The sequence below is a fragment of the Leptospira stimsonii genome (assembly GCF_003545885.1).
GTDB classification, from domain to species: domain Bacteria; phylum Spirochaetota; class Leptospiria; order Leptospirales; family Leptospiraceae; genus Leptospira; species Leptospira stimsonii.
Map to the genome: position 1 here is coordinate 369,704 of NZ_QHCT01000003.1, position 21,395 is coordinate 391,098.

Genomic DNA, 21,395 nt, shown 5'->3' on the forward strand with positions numbered 1-21,395 from the left:
AATATTGAGAGGTAACATGAAAATCGCAAACCAGGAAGAACACAATAACGCTCTGCAAAGAGTAGCTGAAGTCAAAAAACAGATCTCTGAATTTAAAACGAATTCGGGTGATCTTGAAACTGAGGTTACTCTTTTAGAGGAGGAGAAGAAAGAAACGATCCAGCTTTTAGAAGAGGAGAAGAAAGTAAAGATTCAAGCGATCGATGACAAAATCAAAACCGTGAAAGATCGATTGAAAACCGCAAAGGAAGAACAAAAGAAAAACCTCAAGTCACTCGAAGGTGAATTGAAGGATCTTCAATCTGCCTTGGGTGAATTCGTCGTGGATCAAGTCGCGGTATAAAGGAAGGAGAAACGCATGGCGATTGCAAAGAAGAAAAAGGTTGCGAAGAAGAAAGTCGCTACCAAGAAAACGGGAAAGAAGAAGGTAAGAAAGCAGGTTCCACCTGTAAAAGTAATTCCTTCTTCAGCAAGCGGAGTCGCGGTGGACATGACTCCTGAGAATTCGGAACCAAAGGAATAGGAGGTCGTCGTGGCTACAAAGAAGAAGACGAGTAAAAATACTTTAGTTGATTTACCGGATAACAACTACCTAAACCGCGATGACCTCACCCAAGCTGTTGCACAGCTTGGGGAGTTCAAACGCCAGAGAGATCGAATCACGAGCGAAACAGACGACCAAATCAGCAAGCTCCAAAATGATCTTCAGGAAAAGATTTCTCCATTGGACTTAAAAATCCAGCACATTGCGGCAGGGATAAAACATTATGTGGATCACAATAAAGAAGAACTCTTTCCTGATCCAGAGTATAAAACCTGCAAGTTGACAACCGGATCTTTAAAGCTCAGGAATATTCCTGCCAGTGTTAAGACACGAGCAACTGCAAAATTCTTTGAGAAAATTCTTACTGAAAACGGCCTGCTCCAAAGATTCAGCAATCTCGTTACTCGATTGAGCGGCGTCTTTCTTCGAGTCAAGTTAGAGTTGAACAAAGAGCAAATCCTCGCGGAACCGCTAAAGGCAGTTCAGAAAATCGGGGTCGAACTCAACGAAGAATCCGAGCGTTTATATATTTCTCCATCCGAAACGGATGTAGAAATCGAAGCAATCGGAGACGCCGCATGAGTAATCAGATTCCACAAGAAGTCCGTGAGGTTCTGGAAAAAATCCAGGACCTTGCCGCAAGCGATTTCAAACAAAGCGAAAACGTGGATGAAATCTTTCATCTCGCGGATGGAGTCTTAACAAAGTATGCCGAGACTGAAACGACTTTCTAAGCTATGAGTAACGAAGAGGGTTCCATCGAATTAAAACGTGCGGAGGATCTTTGGATCAATCACTGTGAAGATTTCCTCCGACGTGGAAAAATCCTAAAACGCTGGAATGAACTTCCGGTGTATTTAAAGACCGAGAGAATGAAAGAATATTACATAGAGTTAAAGAGGAGAATAGAAAGTAATGAGTCTGCCAAAAATAATTAAAGAGAGTATCTGGGTCGATCGTTGCGAGCATCAATTACGGTTCAAAGGAACGCTGAAACCCTGGAAGGAATTTCCAGATAACTTAAAATCAAGCCGTATGAGAAAGTATTACATAAAGTTAAAGGAGAGGTTCGATAACATGAACTTACCAAAAAGCACTATAGAAAAATACAGAGCGGTCTCATCTCTTCTTTATGAAATTCGCCATGCACTCTTTTTTATGCCGATCAGCAAAGAAGATCGAATCTATTTAGAAAAATATAAAGCTCCTCTTGAACAAGAAAGAACTGCACTTTTTAAAGCGATCGAAATCGATCAGAAGTTTTTGTCTGAATCAAGTTTTTGAATTATGCAAATGGACCACATGGAAACGAAAGAACAAAACCGCGCATTCGTTCGAGCATATTACATGCTTGATACTCATCCACTTAAAGCACTTATTATGCTGAAAAATATGGGATGGCAAGTTGAGGAATACGAATTCGAGAATGAAGAATGGAAACTGATTGAAAGCAACTTTCGAGAGTTCTCTCAGATAATTCGAGTTTTTGAAATTCAACCGTATGAAGGAGCGAATCATTGCACTGAAAAAAATCCGAAAGATGTGTTGGTTTGGTTAGAGGAAGCGGAGCCTGGTGAAGAGATTATTATCCGAACCAAAGAGATGACTGAACACGAATACGCAAACCTGCCTGAATACGAAGGTCCATAAAATAAGGAGTTTTAATATGAATCCTATTTTCCCAAAATCTAAAATTGAAGCCGACGATTTAATCGATACTCTGCGAGATTGCACATTTGTAAAGTTAGGACTCAATCATGTCCTCAATGTTATCGATCATCAACTCGACAGAGGTAAAGGTTTTCAAATCGATCGAGATACAGCCGATGTGATAAAATCCGTCTTTGCTACTTTACAAAACCGCATAGAAAAATTGGGACGAATTGATTATCAGACCTTCAAGGAATCACTATACACTGGACCTTTATCTGCATCGAGGAACCCCCTATGAGTTCTTTCGAGTTGTTTATTTTGATTCTTGGATATACCGTGTTTTGGACATTGTTGATTTGGTTTTGTGTTGGTCTATTAGCGTTCCTTCTTTGGTGGTTGGTGTTTCGTGTTTTGTTTCGTGATCGAGTTTTAAATAATAAGGAGGCATGTAATCATGAAAACTCTAACTGAAGAACGACCTATTCTATTTTCGAGTGAAATGGTTTGCGAAACAATTCTCGGAAGGAAGAACCATACTCGAAGGACTTCGAATCTTAAAGAAATAAATGAGATTCCTGATCAGTGGGAATTTGTAGACGCTACTTCGTTCTTAGTAAGTTATCTTCAAGCTCTATTTGTAAACAGAAATACAAAAGAACGTAAATGGATTCGATGTCCTTATGGGATAAAAGGTGATCTGCTTTGGGTAAGGGAAACGTGGAGAGTTGGAGCATGGGACGAAAATAGAAAATCGATCGCTGTTGATTATAAAGCTGGTGATTTCGCTCGAACTGAATGGATCAAAATTTCAGATGAAACTATGCTTGAGAGGCTTATATCTCAATCCAACATAGACGCGAAAAATGCTGGTTTTCATATAGGATGGAATCCAGGGGATTCTCCATGTCGCTGGCGTCCGTCAATTCACATGCCCCGAGGAGTCTCACGTTTAATGCTCGAAATCAAGGATATTAGAATAGAACGTTTACATGAAATTTCAGAACAAGACGCCGAAGCGGAAGGCGTTCAATTCTTAAGAGAGATGCCCGATGCAGATGAAACTTTGACAGCTCGGGATTTGTACGAAATTCTTTGGGAAGGGATAAATGGTCGAGACTCTTGGAAAACTAATCCTTGGGTTTGGGTGATCGAATATCAGACTTGGGAAGACGAGTTTCCGTATTGAGAGGTCTTTACCATGGATACACTTAACGAAATTTTTGATCTGGCTTTTGAAATAGAAGAGTTACAAAAAAAAAGACACGAAATTCAAGAAGTAATTTTCCATAAGATTCGTAACCATACCGAAAGGTTAAAAGTTATAGCTCTGGAATTAACGAACAATCATGTCGGAGACGATATATTTTTAATAAACCAAAACCATGAAGGTTGGTATCGGTTAGAAGAAATTTTTCATGTCGTGAGTAAAATTGAAAAAGGCAAACCTATCCTGACTCTTCATTTAGGAATTCGAATGATCGGAAAGAAAGGATCTCCTATTGGAAGAACCTATGAAGTGACAACTTATATAAATAAAATTCCGACGCTTAATAACTACCACGATGCAATAATTTTAGAAGTTCGAAAGAAAAAGGAAACACAAAAATGAACGAGATCACTTTGAAGTCCTCGTTTGAATCCATTTTGGGAAAGAAACGTGAAGACTATTCTGATAAAGTAAGACAAGAGCGTTGGAACTATTGGAAGATCCTCGTTTCAAAAAAGAAACGCTGGCTTATGGAAGTTTGGTCCAACACTAAAGGTTGTGAGGGCTGTATTCATTTGAATAAGAAAGAGTCATGGTGTAATCTTCAAGGGTTGCCTTGCACTGTGAATCCGATTCTTTCTTTCCAAAATGCTTTGCCTGGATTGGCTTGCATGGGTGCGGGTTACGATGACGGATTACTTCCTGGAATAGATTTTATGGATGATGATCTTCCGTTTTAAAAGCTAAAAATCATGACAGCAGTTTCAAATAAAATGAAAGATTTGAACCAATATATTTCTGAGAAACTTAAAACTCTTCGTCAAAGTTATGCTGGCGGTAAAGGAATTTCTCAGTCCGAGTTAGGGAAACTAATGGGAGAGAATGCGAATACAATTTCACGCTGGGAAACAGGAGAATATAAGCCTACTACTTTGGATCTCTGGAATTTATCCCAATTCTTTCAAGTTCCTATTTCAGTTTTCTTTAATCACAGGGAGGATTCAAACGAATTACGAGTGATGAAACATAAGATTTTAACGAAGCAGGATAGGGAAGAAATTTTAAACTTCATAAAGTTTAAAATTTGGATGCGTTCACCCGATAGAAAGAAATCCGGAAGACCACGTAATAATGAAAGACACAATTGAAGAGATAAAAAGAAAGCAACGTTTGAAGCAACTTTTTGCCGTTGGTCGTGAGGTTGGGTATTCAAAAGAAACTCTTCAAGAGATTAGTTCATCTTTGGCAATGGGTGAAAGGTTAAGTTTTCTCTCCGAAAGCCAAATCCAAAAGATTATCGATTCGCTAAAAAAAGGACATCCGAAAGCCTTCAGAAAATTACAGAGAAGAGATAAGAAGAGATCCATTCCAAAGTCTCAGGTCTTTTCAATTCCTTCTGTAGACCAGAAAGAAATGACCGAAATACTTCTTTCTCAAGTGAATAAAATTGCACCGTATCAGATTTCTTTGGAATCAATGGCTCAAAAAACCTTCAAAATTCCTTCCGAAAAACTCTCCTTTCATCAATACCAATCTCTCATAGAGGCTCTTAAATCCATGAAATCCAGATTCGAAAGAGATTCATTCCTTAGAAAAACTTCTCAACTTTGAATAAAAAAGAATCTTAAAAGATCGTTTTTAGATATTTTTTTATACTTTTCAGTCTCGTTTTATCTGCGTTCATAATAGTTCAGTAGTGGGTGGGGACAGGGGAATTCGACACCCATCACGATCGGTCTTTTTATTTTTATGACGTTTTTGGAAGCCTCCCTTTTGACCTTTCTTTATTTTCAGTCGATCAACATGACCTTGGATCAGATCAATCTTTCGGCTAACAATCTCGCGATGGGAGGAAGCGGCGCCCTTCCACTTCTTTCGATCGATAGAGAATTCATCCGTTTTGCGGAGAATTTCGAAAAGGCGACCTCAGAGGTCGGAAAGATCCGAGACAATCTGCAACAACTCGTAGAGGAAAAAACCTCTGAACTGAGACATTCTTTGGATATCGTCGAAAAATTAAAATCGCAACAAGACGGAGATTATTTCCTTACCTCTCTTTTGATTCAACCATTGAGTTTGAACAAGTCCACCGGGGACAAGGTACATGTTGATTTTCTAATGAAGCAGAAAAAGACATTTGTCTTTCACGGAAAGGAAAACGACATCGGAGGAGATATCTGCATCGCGAAAAGTGTTCAACTTAGGAACAGGGAATTTACCGTATTCTTAAATGCCGACGCTATGGGAAAGTCCTTACAAGGAGCCGGTGGAGCGCTCGTTTTGGGGGCCGCCGTCCAATCCATTTTGGAAAGAACGGTCGCCGTTCAATCGGTCAAACAACTCTACGCCGAGCGCTGGCTAAAGAACGCATTTTTAGAACTCCATAGACTTTTCGAAGGTTTCGACTGTTCGATGTTAGTTTCTCTGGTCATGGGTTTGATAGACGACAAGACGGGTTTGGTCTATTATATCAACGCCGAACATCCGTGGTCCGTTTTGTATCGGGACGGAAAAGCGGAGTTTATCGAAACTTCGGGACTTTTTCGAAAATTAGGGACTCCCTTTACGGACGATCAATTTCAAATTCGTACGTTTCAGCTACGGGAGGGAGACGTCTTGATCTTAGGTTCGGACGGGAGGGACGATATCGAAATCGATTCCGAAAACGGCGTTAGAATCCTAAATGAGGACGAATCCCTTTTTTTGAAACACGTCGAAAACGGAACTGGAAAACTTGAAAAAATCTACGAATCGATTCTTTCCAAGGGAAAACTCACAGACGATTTTTCTCTATTAAAGATTTCTTATAGACAGAGCGAACCTTCGATTTCAAGAGCGCTTCGTAAGGAAAGCCTCGATCTTTTACGAAAGGCGAAAGCGCATGTGAAAGATAAAAATTTCGATTCGGCGATCCTTTCTTTACAAGAGGCCGGCAAAATCCATCCGGAATCCGCCGAGATTCGAAGAGATCTCATCCGCCTTCACTTTCGAAAAAAGGATTACAAACAAGCCGCGACTCTTTTGAACGAATACATCGAGGATCATCCGGGCGACGGAGATATGATCTATCTCGCTTCTTTTTGTTTTAAGAAAAATCAGGAATACGGAAAGGCGATCGATATGGCGGAAAGAATCCGACTTCGAAATCCGGGACATCCTTCGAACTTAATTCAACTCGCGGAACTTTATCTCAAAGTCGGAAACGTTTCTAAGGCAGAAAAAATTCTTTCTTTAGCTCAGATCATCGAACCAAACTCGAAAGAACTTTTGATTCTTTCTAAAAATTTAGAAAGAGAAAAATCACTGACTTCCGATGGACTCGATTCGATCTGATTCCAAGATCCGAACTCCGACGGGTTCTTTCTGGGCGATCGTAACCATCGCCTTCGCGACAGTCCGTCCATGAATCGATCTGTATTTTCGAGTTCCTCCCAGAAGGAAAGGATTCAAAACTTTAAATAATAAATGCCCTGCGGTTTCTCCGAAACGAACTTCCTCTCGCTCCCCTTCCAACAAAGAAGGACGAAAGATTCCCGTAAAAACGAAACCCACACTTTCCAAATCTCTTTCCATTTCCCCTTTGACTCGATTATAGAAAATCATCGATTTGACGTCGGCTCCGAGTGCGCTTACGACTAAAAACGATTTGGCTCCCGCGGACTTCGCGAGATTCGCGAGTTTGAGAACGTAATCATAATCTACTTTCCTAAAATTCTCCTGACTTCCCGCTTTCGAAATCGTAGTTCCCAGACTACAAAAAACGTCCGAAACTCCCTTTGGAATCGATGTAGCGGATAACGTGTCATAATCCGCGACGATTTCTTCGGGGCCGGTCACGGACCCGGGTCTTCGAACGATGGCATAGACCTTTGAATATTCGCCGGAATGAGACAATTCTTCCAAGAGATAATTTCCGATCAGACCAGTAGCACCAGCGACGAGCGCAATTTTTTGACTCATTCTTCCGTTTTCCCCCGAGACATATCCGGAAACTTTGTCCCTGTCCCTTTTTTATGAAAGAATTTTTTTCAAATGAAGCCGCTTCTTCCGGAAAGAATTGATTTCGAATCGCGAAATTTCTATCTTGAACTTTGTGAATCTATTTCGTTCCTTCAAAAACGCGCTGAACATTTTGGACCGAAAGTCCATGCCGGAATCGGTCTTGGAAGTCCTAAAAAAAGAGGAATTGAACGGGATCATTATTACGAATTATTTCCGATATCTGATCGCGTTCTTTTTTGCGATTCAGGTGATCGCCAATTTGGACGCGGGAAGTAAAACCACGAACTTGATCGCTTTTTCCGTGTATCTCTTTTTGACAATCACTCATACGATCGTGATCAGAGCCTTTCCGGATTCTATCATTTCCATTTTTAATTACATCACTCTGTTCGCGGAATACATTCTCATTCTCCTCATTCTTCTTTTTTATACGTTTACGGTTCCGAACGTGGATTACGGTTTCACTCTGAAAAATCCGATCAACTTGTTCTATCTTTTCCCGATCATCTATTCCTTGTTGCAATTCCGAATTCGTTTCGTCTTTATCGGTCTTTTTCTTTTTTATATCTTCTACTTCTCAATCCTTTGGTTGGCCGTTTCTTCCGGAAAACTCACCTACGCCCAACACTGGGGCGAATACGTGAGCGGCCCCGCCGTTTTGTTAGAAGATATCATCACCGGAAAACCTACTTTGTATTTTTGTTTTTCCATCGTGATCGCAATTGGAATTTTTCGAACCGTCTCCATGGTGAGAAGAATCGGAATCGCCGAAGGACAAAAGACGGAACTTTCCAGATATTTTTCGCCGAAGATCGTTCATGAGATGATGGAAAATCCAAAAACCCTTCAGAGTGGAAATCGTCAGACGGTAAGTATCCTTTTTTTAGATATTCGGAATTTTACGTCCATGTCCGAGAATATGGATCCGAAGGAACTCAGCGAACTTCTATCAGAATTTCGTAATATTATGATGGAATGCGTTTTCGAAAACAACGGAACCTTGGACAAATACATCGGAGACGCCGTGATGGCCACCTTTGGAACTCCTCATCCGTCCCCGTCCGCCGAAGTGGACGCGAGAAATGCGGTCGGATGCGGTGTGATTATGCAAAAACGTCTTTCCGAATGGAACTTCCAGCGAAAGTCGGAAGGAAAAACTCCGATCGCAATCGGAATCGGAATTCACACCGGAGAGGTTTTTGCGGGCAATATCGGGAACGACCTTCACAGAGAATATACCGTCATCGGAGACGCGGTCAACACTGCTTCTCGTATCGAATCTCTTTGTAAATTGTTGAAGAAGTCCTTTTTGATTTCCAAAGAGACCATGGAGCTGTTAGGCGGAAAATACACTCTCAATCGAATGCCCCGCGTAAAAGTAAAAGGCAAAGAAGAACCCATCCAGGTTTACGAAGTTATGTGGGGCTAATTCGCGACCCATAGGGAGCGAATTAGGCTAAAGCGAAGCGACAGCTCTTTGCGAAGCAAAGAAAGAGCGACCCATAGGGAGCGAATTAGGCTAAAGCGAAGCGACAGCTCTTTGCGAAGCAAAGAAAGAGCGACCCATAGGGAGCGAATTAGGCTAAAGCGAAGCGACAGCTCTTTGCGAAGCAAAGAAAGAGCGACCCATAGGGAGCGAATTAGGCTAAAGCGAAGCGACAGCTCTTTGCGAAGCAAAGAAAGAGCGACCCATAGGGAGCGAATTAGGCTAAAGCGAAGCGACAGCTCTTTGCGAAGCAAAGAAAGAGCGACCCATAGGGAGCGAATTAGGCTAAAGCGAAGTGGTAGCTCTTTGCGAAGCAAAGAAAGAGCGACCCATAGGGAGCGAATTAGGCTAAAGCGAAGTGGTAGCTCTTTGCGAAGCAAAGAAAGAGTGACCCATAGGGAGCGAGAAAAACACATTGTTTTTGATTCCAATCCTCATTGGTAGAATATCGTAACAACGTTCTGAATTTTTTTCAAATGCGGGTAAGATATATTCTTGTACACAAAATACAAATTCAACGTCTTGGTGCGATCCTCAGTTTTTGCTTTTCTCATCTTCTATAAAATTATGCCTTTCACAAGAAATTGCAGGCGATTTTCTTTTGCCGTTAGCCGATTCAAAAGATCTGACTAGTTCAATTTTTCTCAATTCACAAGTGTAATCCGGTGCTCCCGGATGTTGTTCTTTTTTGATTTCGAAGTGAAGAACTTCTTGTAAATCTCCATATTTTTCTTTACCGAAATACATATAAATAAAACACAAATTTCCTTTTAACGAACATTCTACTGAGCCAAAATCGGTTCCATTCCAACCGATATCGATTTCGTTCATTTCATCCTGAACTGAGAAATAGAATTTCGACATAATATCGCTCATAGCCTCTTATAAAATTCTACGTCGTAATCTTCGTTTGTAAAATTCTTCCCAAGCGCCCAACCCGATATCTGATCGTCTGTGACCTTGACAAAAGAATTCGGTTTCCTATCCGGATCGGTCTCACTCACAATTTTTACGGAGGTGTTATAGTTTAAGGTTCCGAGAATTTTGGAATTCAATTCCGGCTTTTCGCTTATCTGAACTCCCATAGTAGCGATTACTCTAATTTTTTTATGATAAGACAAATCGGAACTATGGAGAAAAAGTTCCCTTCCCTCCCAGACGACTTTCGTAAAAAGATTTCCGTACGGTCCATTCGCATTTTGAATCTTACCATTCATATCAGTGAGAATTAAAATTTTAGAATTTACCGGCACTCGCGTTTCCAAGGATCGTTCATCGGCATCAATGGCGTAACCTGTCCCGCGCATAAAGGTAACCGGACAAAAATTGTTTTTTCTACAATCAGATTTGAAAAAAGCGCAGGTTAGATGAACGGAAAAAAACAAGAATAAGACGAAATAGAAACTTTGATTTTTCATTCACTCAAACTCTGCAAATTCATTTTCTCGTCAACGAGGATGTTCTAAAAGATCGGGAGAATTCTCAGCATAAGAAAAAAAGATCAAAGGGTTCGTAACTTCAAGATGAAACAACGTATCAAAAAAGGCACTGGATAAATCCATTCTTAAGAAAAGAATCCTCATTAGAGAATGGAGTGTACAAGAATGGAAAGCCTTCTTAAAGAGCCTTGGAAATCTCATTCAGAGAAAAATTACAGTGAGTCGTAGATCCCTTTATTTATGAGAAAGACCAAGTTGAAATGGTTTTGATTGAGTTCTCATTCTTTTCGAAAGCTGGCGTAGGTCGCTACTCCCCATTGCATCAAAAAGGAGCTTCCGGTCGAAATTTACCTCTTTTAAAAAAAGTTCGTCTTCTGTAAACTTTATGGCACAATCCGCCAGAAAGTTACGTTACCTAAGAGGCAACCTGAATCGGAGGTAACCAATGAAAATCATTTCCCAATCGGCTATTTCGCTTTTGATCCTTTTCACATTTCTCGCCTGCTCGAAATCGAAAGATCATAAGAATGATGAGATTCTCGCGCTTCTTTCCCTATTTAGCGTTCCCAAAGGAATATCCGTGCAGTTTTCCGGTGAAAGCTCGGGTTCTGCTAACTCCAAGATCAACGAAAATGTGGAAGAAAATCGATTGAAGGCAATCTATTTCGGACAACTTAAAATTTACGCCCATACCTATGTACCGCAGAAGGGAAAAGAATTGTATTCTACCGTACCCGTAAAACCTGGAACGATACTGGATTGGACTACGACGATGATTTTAGCGCAGTCGTTCGCCGGTCCGTACGGTGGGAACGATAATCTGATAAAAACCAACGAAGTCGTGGATATCGATTCTTGGATGAATAATTCCGACGCTAAGTTTATTAATGGTAAGTTTCAAGACTATCTCAACGAGACTTCGGCATTCAAAGTCGATCTTCTAGAGTTGAACTTATATAGAACTGGCTTAATCCTCGACGATAAATTCTACAATCTCACCGTTTCTGGCCAATCTGAAACCAAAGACTATCTTTACAAATATCCGGATTATTCCTCTTTGGAGATGGTTCCGTTTCAAAAGTCACCCGATGCGGGCTTAAAACTTTGCGACATTTGCGATTTGCGATCTGGGATAATCGGCGTGATCATGTTGACTAGAAGAGAACTCATTGGAACGGTTCTCTACGTGAAAAAAACAAACGAAAACTTTGAAGCGGGCACATACGATTTGGAATATTCGCGAGCAGTAACGGTAGCTGAAAGGAATATCGTAGAAAGTATATTCAAACACGAAAAAACCGTTCACTATGGAAGAGGCTTTCAAAGTTTGGCTTTTATCCCCGCAGATCTTCCCCTGATTTCAAGAGACGGTTCTGGAATAAAGCCGGAGGATCTTGCTATCCGGGTTAAATTCGATCTTTCGAAAGCGATCGATTTTGATCCCGTGAAGACAGATCTATCCGCGGCAAAAATTACATTCGCAGAAGATTCAAATTCGATTCCGATGGGTTTATCTGTGGAAGTGATCGATAAATCTAAATAAGAATAAAAAATCTTTCTTACTACGATTTAAAAAACGGGCCGGCCGTTAAAATTAGACCGGCCCGTTGTTCAGCCTTAAATGAAAATAGAAAGGTTTAAGAATTTATAAAAAAGTTTACTTCTTCCCGATCTTCTCGAGTTCTTTTCCGATCTGTCCAGTGAGAATGTAGAAATACATCAGCCAATCTCCCAGAAACGATTTGAACGGATACGTAAAGGTAGCGGGCCGATTCTTCTCGATAAAAAAATGTCCGATCCAAGCAAAGAAGTAACCGGAAAAAAGCGCGGCGAAAATGTAATACGGATTTAAGTTGATGATCGCAGTTAAAATCCAACCGAGAGCAATGGAAGTTCCGATAAAGTGAAACGTTCGGTTGAGCGGATGGGAATGTTCCCCTAAATAAAAGGGCCAAAATTCTTTAAACGTATCATACGTCTTTGGTGCGGCTTCTGTAGTCATCGTAGTTCATCCTCTTTTTCAACGATTCTATCCGTTCCGGTTCTAAAATGCAAGTCATTTGGACGAAAACAACTCCGTAGAAATTCCTTCCAAAGAATCCACGTAATCGAAATACGATTGGAGTTTGAACTTCTTCGCGGTCGAATCCGATGACATATAACGGATGTTACCGAAAACGTTTCTCTCCGGAAACCAAGGCCGATCAAACAGACCAAAACACCAAAGAATCCCGGTATAAGAATTCGGATCCCTTCCGTCATACGCGTATTTGTTGTTCAAGTCTTCGAGAATCGTAAACGCGGTTTTATAGTCGGGCGTCCATTCGATCACTTTTTTTCCCCAGAGCATACGAAGATAGTTGTGCATTGTTCCGGATAAAACGAGTTCTTTCTGAGCCGCGTTCCAAATCACGTCATGTGTCTTTGCCTTCTCCAATTCTTCTTTCGAATATAGAAAAGGACGTTTGTCCTTTTTATGAAAATCCAGATTCTTCTGAATCCAATCCGGAAGAATGGAGAGATCTTTTCGAAACGACGGCTCCTTCCAGAACATCAAAAAGCCGACGTCCCTCCAAGTAATGAGTTCGTCCAAAAACGAATTTACATTTTCATCCGGATGAAAGTATCCTTCCCTTTTGTTTTTATTTTCGGGAATGATGATCCCCGGATTCCAAGGCGTTTCCAAATTCCAATCCAAAACGGCGCTCACGACTTCCTCTTGTGAGATATGACCGAAGTGCAGATACGGAGATAAAAGAGAAGAATTCGATTCTTCCGGTTTTTTGGGCTGACTTCTTTTTTCGGCGTATCCGGACAATCCATTCTTTAAGAATCGTTTGAGAAGTTTGATGCCCTCCGCCCTTCCCCCGATTTTTCCTTTTACGGGTAATACCTCCGGACAAAAAAAATCAATTTTTTCGAATATTCTAAAATCAGAATTTTCTTCCGGATCAAACCAACGAACTGTCTTTAGGGGAGAATCCGGATTCTTCTCCAACCAGGAATTTTCTTTTTCTAAATACGGTTTCTCCGGTTTTTTGGAAGAGCGGAAATTCCAGGCTTCCGGAAATAACCTGTGAACCCGAGGACGGAGAATTCTCGCGGCGGAGGCAAATTCTCCATACGAGGAAAGTGGAATGATAGAATTGGAATCGACCGCGAGCAACTTCGTTCCGATTCGGGAAGAAACGTGTGAGAATATTTCCGGAATGATATAAGCGGGATAATCGTCCGTAATCACAAGGACGGCTTTTTCCACGAGCTTTCGAAACGCATCCCCGATCGGATTTTCTTTTGTTTCGACAAAGGCGCGATACGTTAGGCCTAATCTCTTAGCCTCCCTCGCGTTGTCCGTCATTCCTTCGATCAGAAAGCGCTGAATCCGAGGAGAACTCCAAGGATAATTCATCTTCAAGGGTTCGTAGATCAGCAGTTCTTTTTTGTATTTTTTTGAAAGATGAATCGCATAATCCAGAGAATGGTTCCATGCAAGTCGTCTCGCCATCGACATCCAGTAGAGTATGTACCTCCCTTCTTCCCGGACCGGTTTTTGATTCAGGTCTCTGACTCGAATGAGATTTTCTTTTGGAAACATGATTCTCCTTGAAAAGGGATTCTTCTTTAGACGTTCTCCGTTTGGCGTTTAATGAAATTCTACGCGTTTCTTTCCCTTTTCCGTCTCCGAAATTAGCACTCTCGGGCAGAAAGTGCTTGACGATCGGGAGTCAAATTTTTTAATTGGAAATCTAAGTCAGCACTCTTCCTAGTATAGTGCTAATCATATTTTTAAGGAGTTAGTCTATGGCATCGATTAAACCTCTGGGTGACAGAGTCCTCGTAGAACCAAGACAGGAAGCCGAGGAAAAGATCGGTAGCATTTTCGTTCCTGATACGGCAAAAGAAAAACCGCAAGAAGGGAAAGTCGTAGAGGTCGGAAGCGGCAAATACGAAGACGGAAAACTCATCCCTCTTGAAGTAAAAGTAGGCGATACCGTTCTTTACGGGAAATATTCCGGAACTGAAATCAAATCCGAAGGCAAAGAATACCTCATCATTCGTGAGAGCGATATTCTCGCCGTTGTTAAGAAATAATTTAGGAGTGAATCATGGCTAAAGAAATAGAATACAACGAAACAGCAAGACGTAAGCTCCTCGAAGGCGTGAACAAACTCGCAAACGCGGTGAAAGTTACTCTCGGGCCTAAGGGTCGTAACGTAGTGATCGATAAAAAATTCGGAGCTCCCACCATCACAAAAGACGGTGTGACCGTTGCGAAAGAAATCGAACTCGAAGACGCTCTGGAAAACATGGGCGCGCAGATGGTAAAAGAAGTTTCCACGAAGACAAATGACGTCGCCGGAGACGGAACCACCACTGCAACCATTCTTGCTCAATCCATCATCAACGAAGGTTTGAAAAACGTGACTGCGGGTGCAAACCCGATGTCTCTGAAAAGAGGGATTGATAAAGCGGTAACAGCGGCAGTGGAAAGCATTCAAAAAAGAGCCGTTAAGATCGAAAACAAAAAAGACATCGCGAACGTTGCCACCATTTCTGCAAACAACGACAGCGCGATCGGAAATCTGATCGCAGACGCGATGGACAAAGTCGGTAAAGACGGAGTCATCACTGTGGAAGAAGCAAAATCCATCGAAACCACTCTCGACGTGGTAGAAGGAATGCAATTCGACAGAGGATACATTTCACCTTATATGGTGACCGATCCTGAATCGATGATCGCAACTCTGAACGATCCGTTCATCCTCATCTACGACAAAAAGATCTCTTCTATGAAAGATCTGATTCACGTTTTGGAAAAAGTAGCACAAGCTGGAAAACCTTTAGTGATCATTTCAGAAGAAGTGGAAGGAGAAGCGCTCGCTACGATCGTAGTAAACACTCTCAGAAAAACCATTTCTTGCGTTGCGGTGAAAGCTCCCGGTTTCGGTGACAGAAGAAAATCCATGTTGGAAGACATCGCGATTCTCACCGGCGGACAAGTGATCTCCGAAGACCTCGGAATGAAACTCGAAAACGCCACTCTTCAAATGCTCGGCCGTGCGAACAAAGTGGTCGTAGACAAAGAAAACACTACGATCATCGAAGGCAAAGGCCAGACAAAAGATATTCAAGGAAGAATCGGTCAGATCAAAAAACAGATCGAAGATACTACTTCTGAATACGATAGAGAAAAACTCCAAGAAAGACTCGCTAAACTCGCGGGTGGTGTTGCCGTGATTCACGTGGGCGCCGCGACCGAAGTAGAAATGAAAGAGAAAAAAGCTCGTGTAGAAGACGCTCTTTCCGCTACTCGCGCCGCTGTGGAAGAAGGAATCGTTCCCGGTGGTGGATTGACTCTTCTGAAAGCTCAGGAAGCGGTTGCCGCTCTGAAATTAGAAGGCGACGAAGCTACGGGTGCGAAAATCATCTACAGAGCTTTGGAAGAACCGATTCGTATGATCACGAACAACGCAGGTCTGGAAGGATCCGTTATCGTTGAACACGCGAAGAGCAAAAAAGGAAACGAAGGTTTCAACGCGCTGACTATGGTTTGGGAAGATCTTCTTGTAGCCGGAGTCGTTGACCCTGCGAAAGTGGTTCGTTCCGCTCTCCAAAACGCGGCTTCCATCGGTTCTATGATCTTAACTACTGAAGTTACGATCACCGATAAACCTGAAAAAGACGGTCCTAACCCGATGGCGGGAATGGGCGGCGGTATGGGAGGAATGGGCGGAATGATGTAATTCATTCTTTCCTTTCTTTTGTTTTCGCAAAAAAGGCGGTCGAGATTTTCTCTTCCGCCTTTTTTTTGTTTTCAAGGAAGAATGCGTAAAAAGAATCCGAAACATGATTCAACGTTTATTCATTCTTCTTACGTTATTCGCGCTTCCTATGATCGGGATTTATTCGGAATCGAAACAAACGGTTACTGTTTCGGGTAGCGGTACTGCGGTCGTAGAGACCGACTACATTCAAATCTCTTTTTCCGTCGATGTTGAGGACGCCAATCCGAAAACCGCGCAAGAGAAAAATTTACAAAGAGTCGCGAACGTAATCCAATCTCTTTCCAAAGAATTTAAGATTTCCGCAAAAGACATCCACAGCACCGATTATACGTTGCAAAGACAATATCTGGAGGAAGGGAAACAGAGACCGTATCTGGCCTCCTCCGGGATTCTTCTCAAACTCAGAAATTTGAAAGTATATAAGGATTTACTGTTGGAGATTCAAAGACTCGGAGTGAATCAAGTGAGCGGAATCGAATTCAAAGCGGACAACACGCAGAAACAAGAAAAGGATGCCCTTGTCGCGGCCTATGAAGACGCCAAAAACAAAGCCATCGTTCTTGCGACTTCGATCGGAAAGACGAACGTGGTTCCAATCAAAATTATAGAATCCGATTCCAACATCAACCAGCAAGTCGTCTTTCAGATGAAAGGAAGAGAAAGTGACTCCTCCCCTATTTCCGTCGGAGAAAGAAAGATCCAGGCAAGGGTCAGCGTGGAATTCGAAATTCAATAAAAAGTGGGAACTCTTACGAAATCAAATTCTTTCGAGAGAAACTTGAAAAGTGGGAACTCACACGAAATCAAATTCTTCCGAGAGAATCTTGAAAAGTAGGAACTCACACGAAATCAAAGTCTTCCGAGAGAAACTGGAAAAGTAGGAACTCACACGAAATCAAATTCTTTCGAGAGAAACTGGAAAAGTAGGAACTCACACGAAATCAAATTCTTTCGAGAGAAACTGGAAAAGTAGGAACTCACACGAAATCAAATTCTTTCGAGAGAAACTGGAAAAGTAGGAACTCACACGAAATCAAATTCTTTCGAGAGAAACTGGAAAAGTAGGAACTCACACGAAATCAAATTCTTTCGAGAGAAACTGGAAAAGTAGGAACTCACACGAAATCAAATTCTTTCGAGAGAAACTGGAAAAGTAGGAACTCACGCGAAATCAAAGTCTTTCGAGAGAAACTTGAAAAGTAGGAACTCACACGAAATCAAAGTCTTTCGAGAGAAACTTGAAAAGTAGGAACTCACACGAAATCAAAGTCTTCCGAGAGAATCTTGAAAAGTAGGAACTCTTACGAAATCAAATTCTTTCGAGAGAATCTTGAAAAGTAGGAACTCTTACGAAATCAAATTCTTTCGAGAGAATCTTGAAAAGTAGGAACTCACACGAAAAACGACCCGGATTTTTTGACCTAAATCTTCTTGATTTCCCTCTTGTATTCTTACCTACTGTTCCGCCATGGGCAAAGAAAAGTTTGAAATTTCAAAACGGGAAGGAATTCACAAAGAATTCGAATCCTTCGTAGGTGATTGGAAAGGTGTAGCACATATGATTTTCGAAGAAGGAAAGATCGCGGACGAATCCCCAATCGCAGGAAACATAAAACTCGTATTAGGCGGAAGGTTTCTCTTCCATGAATACAAGGGAAGTTACGCAGGAGAACCTCTGGAGGGAATTGCGATCTACGGCTACCATATCGATCGCAAACGATACGAGTCCGCTTGGATCGAAAGTTTTGGAATGGGAAGCGGAATCCTCTTTTCTCAAGGAGAATCCGGTGCCACGGATTTTTCTTTCAAAGGCCATTACGGAGGAGAAACTCCGGAAAGACAGTGGGGATGGAAGACCCATCTCGAAAAGGACGGAGAAAATAAACTGATCATCTTTTCTCAGAACCTAACACCGGAAGGCGAAAAAGCCGGAGGAGTTCGAATTCTCTACGAAAGAGTCAGATGATCAAAAAACGGACGCATCCATTCTCGAGTAGACGATTCCTTATACTCGAGGATATAAAAGGAGAAAGCTGATCCCAGCTCTCGCAATTCCGGAGAAATAATTTTTTTCCCATTTCGATCGAAGAATAGGAAAAAGAGAAGACGTTGAACTCAGTGTAAGATCGTTCCAAAAATCTTTGTTCGAATACGCGAGAACGGAGTTCGTAAGATCCAAGTGCCTGATCGCGATTTCGAATCTGCAACAACGGAAAACATTCAAACGATCGAACACCATCCTCCCCGAAATCGTTTCGGGTTAGAGTCGAAAGGTCGGTTCCCGGAATCTCTTTGACAATCGAAGCGGACGGAATTCCAAATCAATCGGCAATGTACGCTCTCCTCTCCAATCTGAGCCTCTACCAGGAAAGAAGACCCCGCTCTTCAGAAAGAAAATTCCGAAAAGACAAGGAGCACGTTTCTCCCTATCCCCAAAAAAGCTCCGGATCGATTCACCAATCTCAGGCTTTACTCTTAAAAATCCTTTGACTTTCTTAGGGGATACAAAGAAATACGAAGGGAAATGAAACAGAAGGGGTATTTTCTTTCCATAGGAGCCGGTATCAACCAAGTACCCCTCATCACTTCCGCTCTCAACTTGGGATACACGGTAATCGCCGTGGATCAAAACGATCGAGCTCCCGGTCTCGGCCTCGCTTCACTTCGTATCTTAGAATCCGTAACAGAATATCGTAAAATTCTTAAGACCGCTTCCGAACTTCCTCTTCAGGGAAAAATCATAGGAGTCGGAACCCGTTCCTATGGAAAGGCGACCTACACGACTTCGTATATCGCCGATAAGATGAAGCTACGTTATGCTCCTCTTTCAGCGGTAGAAATATGTTCGGATAAGAATCTTCTCAAAGAAGCCGCACAAAGGGTGGGAATCCTAGTGCCGGAAAGTTTGGATCTCCATTCCGGTATAAACAAAACTCGATTTCCTTTCGTATTAAAACCCTCTCGTGGAAATAGTAAGGAAGGAATTCACACCTTTTTCGATTCGGAAGAATGGGAACAACATCTCAAGTCCAAGAAAAAACTTCCTCGTCCCAAAACGACGGCAAGAAAAAAAGCGGGCGCCCACGTTTCGGAAAAGGAAGATTGGATCGCAGAAGAATATATCCCGGGATTTGAAATCACCGTCTGCGGGCTCGTCCAAAATGGAGAATTTTTTCCTGCCTCCATCTCGCACAAAGACGTCACGACCTTTGCTCCTTATTTAGAAATTGCTCATACACTTCCCTTCTCTCATCCCGAACTCGTGGGAGAAATTCTTCTCAACTGTAGGGCTCTCGTAACTGCGACAAAGATGAACAATTGTCCTTTTGTTGCGGAATTTCGGATCAATCCGCTCGGAGAAATTTTTCTAATCGAAGCGGTCCCCGAAGTCGGAGGAGAATTCTTAGCGGACTATCTCATACCAAACTATTTCGGATCTCAATACTTCGACAATCTGGTCCGCCTCTTAGTCGGCGAAGAAATCAAACCGTTCGAGGAGTATTCGCAAATCTCCAAAAAATACGCAGGCGTTTTTTTCAGCGCACCTCCGGAGGGAAAATCCAAGCTTGTGGAACACTCTTCCTTCCAACCGAAAGGGAAAGAAAAACTGATCTTCGATCTGAAATGGAAAGAACCCGGTGAAATCTTAAAAACGAACGAGGGAAATTCGGCCCGTACACGAAGTGTGGCCTTGTTGGGACCCGATCAAAACGATCAAAGCCTGGAAGAATGGAAGTCTTCCGTGCAAGAAAGGTTGGAAGGCAAGTTTGAATCCGTCTGAACCAACTTCACAGTCGGCTTGGAATAACCACTACACTCGAAGTAAATCCAGGCTCGGTTATCCGGACGAGAATCTGGTAAGAATGCTTTCCAAAATCGAAACAAACTCGAAAGAATCCTCCGCTAAAAAAAATGCTTTGGATTTCGGAGCGGGCTCAGGAAGACATTCCAATTTGTTAAACGAATTCGGTTACCAAGTCTTCGCAACGGATTATACGGAGAATGCGATCCAAACGATCACGAATGAATATCCTTTCGTGAAGGCCTCCGTAACAGGTAACCCGCCCTATTCGTTTGAAAATTCCTTCTTTGACGTGATCGTAAGTTGGGGAGTTCTTCATTACAACACGGCGGAACTCGCAAAACAAATCTTAGATGAGAAAAAAAGAATACTAAAACCGGGCGGATTTCTTGCAGGTTCGGTTCGTGCGGTTGGAGACACTCATCTTCAGGCAAAAGGGACGACGATCCAAACTGCGGATCTAAAAGGAGCCTATTCTCGATTTTATACATTGGAAGAATTGAAACAAGACCTCAGCGGTTTTTCTCAGATCGACTTCGGATATACGGAAAGAACTCCTCTCGGAAAACTGGAAGAAAGGATTTGTCATTGGATTTTCCTGGCCAAACTCTAAACGAAACCTGTCCATGCTGTAAAACGAATCGATGGAAATTCCTTTACGATTCTACATTCAATCATTATAATATACCGATATTCCTTTGCACTTCCTGCGGCTTACAAACTCAATACCCCAGACCGAAACCTACCGAATTATATACGGAAGACTATTATAAGGGAAACGCAGATTTTTCCTACAGAGACGAAAGAGAGACCGAACGATTCGATCGATACGTCTGGAAGGCGAGAATCAAGAACATCCGAAAATTCAGACCATCCGGAGAATTTTTGGATATCGGTTGTTCTTTCGGAGGATTTTTAAATTGCGCGAAGGAAGCCGGTTACGGAGTTACCGGGGTCGAAATTTCTCCTTATTCCGCGGAGGTAGCAAAATCCAGAGGTTTTAGAATATTTACTGGAGAATTCTTAGACGCTGATCTTCCTGAAAATTTCTTCGACGTAATCACTCTTGTCGAAGTGATCGAACATCTTTCCGAGCCTTCCCGTGTATTCGAAAAACTAAATCGAATTTTGAAACCGGGAGGTCTTTTGTTATTACAAACCGCGAACTTCGAAGGATGGCAAGCGATCGAAGCGGGACCGAGTTATCACTACTATCTTCCGGGGCATTTTTACTATTATTCCGAATCGAATCTCAAAAAAATTCTTGATCAATCGGGTTTTAAGAATCATATCACGTATCCCGGAGTCGATTTTCCTCTCCGGGCTAAGTTACTCAAATCCAGAGGTAGTTTCCGTTCTTGGATCGACTATTGGAAATGGATTCGAATCGGAATCTATCACTGGAAAAGCAAATTCAAAAAGAAAGGCAGACCATCGACTTCTTCGATGGTACTCTATAGCTTCAAGGTAGAATGA

At 42.0% G+C, this 21,395-nt stretch carries 29 protein-coding genes; 23 read left to right on the forward strand and 6 right to left on the reverse strand.

What is annotated here, in order from left to right:
* Positions 1–16: 16 nt before the first annotated feature.
* The 14 genes from DLM75_RS13090 to DLM75_RS13145 all read left to right on the forward strand — a co-directional run bounded on the left by DLM75_RS13090 (position 17) and on the right by DLM75_RS13145 (position 6,737).
* On the forward strand, positions 17–343 hold the full coding sequence (locus DLM75_RS13090; protein WP_118968946.1) for a hypothetical protein: 327 nt from the start codon (positions 17–19) through the stop codon (positions 341–343).
* A 15-nt stretch (positions 344–358) separates the two neighbouring features.
* Entirely contained in the window at positions 359–523 is a 165-nt protein-coding gene (locus DLM75_RS24445) for a hypothetical protein (protein WP_167731755.1), read from the forward strand.
* Between the two features lie 9 nt (positions 524–532).
* Positions 533–1,126 carry a host-nuclease inhibitor Gam family protein gene (locus tag DLM75_RS13095; protein WP_118968947.1) on the forward strand — a complete coding sequence of 198 codons (594 nt, stop codon included), beginning with the start codon at positions 533–535 and terminating at the stop codon, positions 1,124–1,126.
* The gene (locus DLM75_RS24450; protein ID WP_167731762.1) at positions 1,123–1,278 is read left to right on the forward strand and encodes a hypothetical protein; all 156 of its coding nucleotides are present in this window, start codon (positions 1,123–1,125) and stop codon (positions 1,276–1,278) included. The genes DLM75_RS13095 and DLM75_RS24450 overlap by 4 nt, the downstream gene beginning before the upstream one ends.
* Positions 1,279–1,281: 3 nt before the next feature.
* Positions 1,282–1,482 (forward strand): hypothetical protein, encoded by a 201-nt coding sequence (locus DLM75_RS24690; protein ID WP_118968948.1) that lies wholly within the window; start codon positions 1,282–1,284, stop codon positions 1,480–1,482.
* Complete coding sequence (locus DLM75_RS13105; RefSeq protein WP_118968949.1) at positions 1,460–1,828, forward strand: hypothetical protein; 369 nt, start codon at positions 1,460–1,462, stop codon at positions 1,826–1,828. Before DLM75_RS24690 ends, DLM75_RS13105 begins: the two co-directional genes overlap by 23 nt.
* Before the next feature lie 9 nt (positions 1,829–1,837).
* The gene (locus DLM75_RS13110) at positions 1,838–2,194 is read left to right on the forward strand and encodes a hypothetical protein (protein ID WP_147456633.1); all 357 of its coding nucleotides are present in this window, start codon (positions 1,838–1,840) and stop codon (positions 2,192–2,194) included.
* Between the two features lie 16 nt (positions 2,195–2,210).
* Positions 2,211–2,495, forward strand: a complete 285-nt coding sequence (locus tag DLM75_RS13115) for a hypothetical protein (protein ID WP_118968951.1) — start codon at positions 2,211–2,213, stop codon at positions 2,493–2,495.
* Between the two features lie 156 nt (positions 2,496–2,651).
* A complete protein-coding gene (locus tag DLM75_RS13120) occupies positions 2,652–3,383 on the forward strand; it encodes a hypothetical protein (protein WP_118968952.1) in 732 nt (243 codons plus the stop codon).
* Positions 3,384–3,395: 12 nt separating this feature from the next.
* On the forward strand, positions 3,396–3,806 hold the full coding sequence (locus DLM75_RS13125) for a hypothetical protein (RefSeq protein ID WP_118968953.1): 411 nt from the start codon (positions 3,396–3,398) through the stop codon (positions 3,804–3,806).
* Entirely contained in the window at positions 3,803–4,144 is a 342-nt protein-coding gene (locus tag DLM75_RS13130) for a hypothetical protein (RefSeq protein WP_118968954.1), read from the forward strand. Before DLM75_RS13125 ends, DLM75_RS13130 begins: the two co-directional genes overlap by 4 nt.
* 12 nt (positions 4,145–4,156) lie before the next feature.
* Positions 4,157–4,552, forward strand: coding sequence for a helix-turn-helix domain-containing protein (locus DLM75_RS13135; protein ID WP_118968955.1), 396 nt, complete (start codon positions 4,157–4,159; stop codon positions 4,550–4,552).
* A complete protein-coding gene (locus tag DLM75_RS13140) occupies positions 4,536–5,015 on the forward strand; it encodes a hypothetical protein (protein ID WP_118968956.1) in 480 nt (159 codons plus the stop codon). The genes DLM75_RS13135 and DLM75_RS13140 overlap by 17 nt, the downstream gene beginning before the upstream one ends.
* A gap of 138 nt (positions 5,016–5,153) precedes the next feature.
* Positions 5,154–6,737, forward strand: coding sequence for a PP2C family protein-serine/threonine phosphatase (locus DLM75_RS13145; RefSeq protein ID WP_118968957.1), 1,584 nt, complete (start codon positions 5,154–5,156; stop codon positions 6,735–6,737).
* On the opposite strand, the gene DLM75_RS13150 is transcribed toward DLM75_RS13145, so the two are convergent.
* A complete protein-coding gene (locus DLM75_RS13150; RefSeq protein WP_118968958.1) occupies positions 6,705–7,364 on the reverse strand; it encodes an oxidoreductase in 660 nt (219 codons plus the stop codon). The two genes, DLM75_RS13145 and DLM75_RS13150, sit on opposite strands and share 33 nt — an antisense overlap.
* A gap of 124 nt (positions 7,365–7,488) precedes the next feature.
* Between DLM75_RS13150 and DLM75_RS13160 the strand changes: the two genes are divergently transcribed.
* Positions 7,489–8,835, forward strand: a complete 1,347-nt coding sequence (locus tag DLM75_RS13160; protein WP_118969177.1) for an adenylate/guanylate cyclase domain-containing protein — start codon at positions 7,489–7,491, stop codon at positions 8,833–8,835.
* On the opposite strand, the gene DLM75_RS24115 is transcribed toward DLM75_RS13160, so the two are convergent.
* The 3 genes from DLM75_RS24115 to DLM75_RS13170 form a co-directional block, all read right to left on the reverse strand.
* Positions 8,832–9,308, reverse strand: a complete 477-nt coding sequence (locus DLM75_RS24115) for a hypothetical protein (protein ID WP_147456634.1) — start codon at positions 9,306–9,308, stop codon at positions 8,832–8,834. The genes DLM75_RS13160 and DLM75_RS24115 overlap by 4 nt on opposite strands.
* A gap of 118 nt (positions 9,309–9,426) precedes the next feature.
* Positions 9,427–9,723: a hypothetical protein gene (locus tag DLM75_RS13165; protein WP_147456635.1), complete on the reverse strand. Its 297-nt coding sequence runs from the start codon at positions 9,721–9,723 to the stop codon at positions 9,427–9,429.
* Positions 9,724–9,764: 41 nt separating this feature from the next.
* Complete coding sequence (locus DLM75_RS13170; protein ID WP_158586472.1) at positions 9,765–10,199, reverse strand: SH3 domain-containing protein; 435 nt, start codon at positions 10,197–10,199, stop codon at positions 9,765–9,767.
* A 577-nt stretch (positions 10,200–10,776) separates the two neighbouring features.
* Between DLM75_RS13170 and DLM75_RS13175 the strand changes: the two genes are divergently transcribed.
* Positions 10,777–11,874: a hypothetical protein gene (locus DLM75_RS13175; protein WP_118968961.1), complete on the forward strand. Its 1,098-nt coding sequence runs from the start codon at positions 10,777–10,779 to the stop codon at positions 11,872–11,874.
* 114 nt (positions 11,875–11,988) lie between these two features.
* On the opposite strand, the gene DLM75_RS13180 is transcribed toward DLM75_RS13175, so the two are convergent.
* Together DLM75_RS13180 and DLM75_RS13185 are read right to left on the reverse strand one after the other, a co-directional pair.
* On the reverse strand, positions 11,989–12,333 hold the full coding sequence (locus DLM75_RS13180; protein ID WP_118968962.1) for an Mpo1-like protein: 345 nt from the start codon (positions 12,331–12,333) through the stop codon (positions 11,989–11,991).
* A gap of 54 nt (positions 12,334–12,387) precedes the next feature.
* The gene (locus tag DLM75_RS13185; RefSeq protein ID WP_118968963.1) at positions 12,388–13,926 is read right to left on the reverse strand and encodes a deoxyribodipyrimidine photolyase; all 1,539 of its coding nucleotides are present in this window, start codon (positions 13,924–13,926) and stop codon (positions 12,388–12,390) included.
* Positions 13,927–14,132: 206 nt separating this feature from the next.
* Here DLM75_RS13185 and groES point away from each other — a divergent pair, with 206 nt between their 5' ends.
* The 7 genes from groES (at position 14,133) to DLM75_RS13230 (ending at position 21,395) form a co-directional block, all read left to right on the forward strand.
* The gene (gene groES, locus DLM75_RS13190; protein ID WP_069607700.1) at positions 14,133–14,423 is read left to right on the forward strand and encodes a co-chaperone GroES; all 291 of its coding nucleotides are present in this window, start codon (positions 14,133–14,135) and stop codon (positions 14,421–14,423) included.
* A gap of 14 nt (positions 14,424–14,437) precedes the next feature.
* Positions 14,438–16,075 (forward strand): chaperonin GroEL, encoded by a 1,638-nt coding sequence (gene groL / locus DLM75_RS13195; RefSeq protein WP_118968964.1) that lies wholly within the window; start codon positions 14,438–14,440, stop codon positions 16,073–16,075.
* 103 nt (positions 16,076–16,178) lie between these two features.
* A complete protein-coding gene (locus DLM75_RS13200; RefSeq protein WP_118968965.1) occupies positions 16,179–16,853 on the forward strand; it encodes an SIMPL domain-containing protein in 675 nt (224 codons plus the stop codon).
* Between the two features lie 732 nt (positions 16,854–17,585).
* The gene (locus DLM75_RS13205; RefSeq protein WP_118968966.1) at positions 17,586–18,083 is read left to right on the forward strand and encodes a DUF1579 family protein; all 498 of its coding nucleotides are present in this window, start codon (positions 17,586–17,588) and stop codon (positions 18,081–18,083) included.
* A gap of 558 nt (positions 18,084–18,641) precedes the next feature.
* Complete coding sequence (locus tag DLM75_RS13220) at positions 18,642–19,898, forward strand: ATP-grasp domain-containing protein (protein ID WP_118968969.1); 1,257 nt, start codon at positions 18,642–18,644, stop codon at positions 19,896–19,898.
* Positions 19,885–20,532: a class I SAM-dependent methyltransferase gene (locus DLM75_RS13225; RefSeq protein ID WP_118968970.1), complete on the forward strand. Its 648-nt coding sequence runs from the start codon at positions 19,885–19,887 to the stop codon at positions 20,530–20,532. The genes DLM75_RS13220 and DLM75_RS13225 overlap by 14 nt, the downstream gene beginning before the upstream one ends.
* Positions 20,508–21,395 (forward strand): class I SAM-dependent methyltransferase, encoded by an 888-nt coding sequence (locus DLM75_RS13230; protein ID WP_118968971.1) that lies wholly within the window; start codon positions 20,508–20,510, stop codon positions 21,393–21,395. The genes DLM75_RS13225 and DLM75_RS13230 overlap by 25 nt, the downstream gene beginning before the upstream one ends.

Excerpts from the sequence above, each read along its gene's own strand:
- DLM75_RS13090 (WP_118968946.1), top strand. The coding sequence starts at position 17 with ATGAAAATCGCAAACCAGGAAGAACACAATAACGCTCTGCAAAGAGTA.
- DLM75_RS24445 (WP_167731755.1), top strand. The coding sequence starts at position 359 with ATGGCGATTGCAAAGAAGAAAAAGGTTGCGAAGAAGAAAGTCGCTACC.
- DLM75_RS24450 (WP_167731762.1), top strand. The coding sequence starts at position 1,123 with ATGAGTAATCAGATTCCACAAGAAGTCCGTGAGGTTCTGGAAAAAATC.
- DLM75_RS24690 (WP_118968948.1), top strand. The coding sequence starts at position 1,282 with ATGAGTAACGAAGAGGGTTCCATCGAATTAAAACGTGCGGAGGATCTT.
- DLM75_RS13105 (WP_118968949.1), top strand. The coding sequence starts at position 1,460 with ATGAGTCTGCCAAAAATAATTAAAGAGAGTATCTGGGTCGATCGTTGC.
- DLM75_RS13110 (WP_147456633.1), top strand. The coding sequence starts at position 1,838 with ATGGACCACATGGAAACGAAAGAACAAAACCGCGCATTCGTTCGAGCA.
- DLM75_RS13115 (WP_118968951.1), top strand. The coding sequence starts at position 2,211 with ATGAATCCTATTTTCCCAAAATCTAAAATTGAAGCCGACGATTTAATC.
- DLM75_RS13120 (WP_118968952.1), top strand. The coding sequence starts at position 2,652 with ATGAAAACTCTAACTGAAGAACGACCTATTCTATTTTCGAGTGAAATG.
- DLM75_RS13125 (WP_118968953.1), top strand. The coding sequence starts at position 3,396 with ATGGATACACTTAACGAAATTTTTGATCTGGCTTTTGAAATAGAAGAG.
- DLM75_RS13130 (WP_118968954.1), top strand. The coding sequence starts at position 3,803 with ATGAACGAGATCACTTTGAAGTCCTCGTTTGAATCCATTTTGGGAAAG.
- DLM75_RS13135 (WP_118968955.1), top strand. The coding sequence starts at position 4,157 with ATGACAGCAGTTTCAAATAAAATGAAAGATTTGAACCAATATATTTCT.
- DLM75_RS13140 (WP_118968956.1), top strand. The coding sequence starts at position 4,536 with ATGAAAGACACAATTGAAGAGATAAAAAGAAAGCAACGTTTGAAGCAA.
- DLM75_RS13145 (WP_118968957.1), top strand. The coding sequence starts at position 5,154 with ATGACGTTTTTGGAAGCCTCCCTTTTGACCTTTCTTTATTTTCAGTCG.
- DLM75_RS13150 (WP_118968958.1), bottom strand. The coding sequence starts at position 7,364 with ATGAGTCAAAAAATTGCGCTCGTCGCTGGTGCTACTGGTCTGATCGGA.
- DLM75_RS24115 (WP_147456634.1), bottom strand. The coding sequence starts at position 9,308 with ATGTGTTTTTCTCGCTCCCTATGGGTCACTCTTTCTTTGCTTCGCAAA.
- DLM75_RS13165 (WP_147456635.1), bottom strand. The coding sequence starts at position 9,723 with ATGAACGAAATCGATATCGGTTGGAATGGAACCGATTTTGGCTCAGTA.
- DLM75_RS13170 (WP_158586472.1), bottom strand. The coding sequence starts at position 10,199 with ATGCGCGGGACAGGTTACGCCATTGATGCCGATGAACGATCCTTGGAA.
- DLM75_RS13175 (WP_118968961.1), top strand. The coding sequence starts at position 10,777 with ATGAAAATCATTTCCCAATCGGCTATTTCGCTTTTGATCCTTTTCACA.
- DLM75_RS13180 (WP_118968962.1), bottom strand. The coding sequence starts at position 12,333 with ATGACTACAGAAGCCGCACCAAAGACGTATGATACGTTTAAAGAATTT.
- DLM75_RS13185 (WP_118968963.1), bottom strand. The coding sequence starts at position 13,926 with ATGTTTCCAAAAGAAAATCTCATTCGAGTCAGAGACCTGAATCAAAAA.
- groES (WP_069607700.1), top strand. The coding sequence starts at position 14,133 with ATGGCATCGATTAAACCTCTGGGTGACAGAGTCCTCGTAGAACCAAGA.
- groL (WP_118968964.1), top strand. The coding sequence starts at position 14,438 with ATGGCTAAAGAAATAGAATACAACGAAACAGCAAGACGTAAGCTCCTC.
- DLM75_RS13200 (WP_118968965.1), top strand. The coding sequence starts at position 16,179 with ATGATTCAACGTTTATTCATTCTTCTTACGTTATTCGCGCTTCCTATG.
- DLM75_RS13205 (WP_118968966.1), top strand. The coding sequence starts at position 17,586 with ATGGGCAAAGAAAAGTTTGAAATTTCAAAACGGGAAGGAATTCACAAA.
- DLM75_RS13220 (WP_118968969.1), top strand. The coding sequence starts at position 18,642 with ATGAAACAGAAGGGGTATTTTCTTTCCATAGGAGCCGGTATCAACCAA.